Annotated in this window: 1 protein-coding gene; it reads left to right on the plus strand. The window is 48.4% G+C overall.

The window, feature by feature from the left end:
• Window positions 1–114: 114 nt before the first annotated feature.
• Window positions 115–413, plus strand: a 299-nt coding sequence (locus tag Y887_RS21230) for a hypothetical protein (protein WP_211257041.1), incomplete at its 3' end; no start/stop codon positions are given.

Consider the following 413-nt stretch of genomic DNA (forward strand, 5'->3'; position numbering starts at 1 on the left):
TCTCTGGGCAACGGAACAACGACATTTCGTGTACCAGACCGTAACGGTGTTCAAACTGGTTCTATCCAAGCATTGTTTGGAAGAGGTGACGGCGGCAACTCTGGTGACGATGGGGTGATATTCGCTGCAGCGGCACCTAACATAATTGGTGAAATCCCTAGTTTTTATGGATTCCAAGCCGCTGCATATGACAATGCATCAGGCGCATTAGGGATGAATGGCAAGTCTGAATCGACTCCTATGAACCAATGGAACGCAAGTCACCCTGGAGTGAGCGCGTCATTCGACATAAATTTTAGGGCTTCAAGATCAAGTCCTGTTTACGGTCGCAACTCAATAACTGACAACATACTTCCGCGTAACTTCGTTGGCGTTTGGGTGATTCGTGCATCTGGCGGATTTGTTGCCGCGAA

The sequence above is a fragment of the Xanthomonas pisi DSM 18956 genome, assembly GCF_001010415.1.
Lineage (GTDB): Bacteria > Pseudomonadota > Gammaproteobacteria > Xanthomonadales > Xanthomonadaceae > Xanthomonas > Xanthomonas pisi.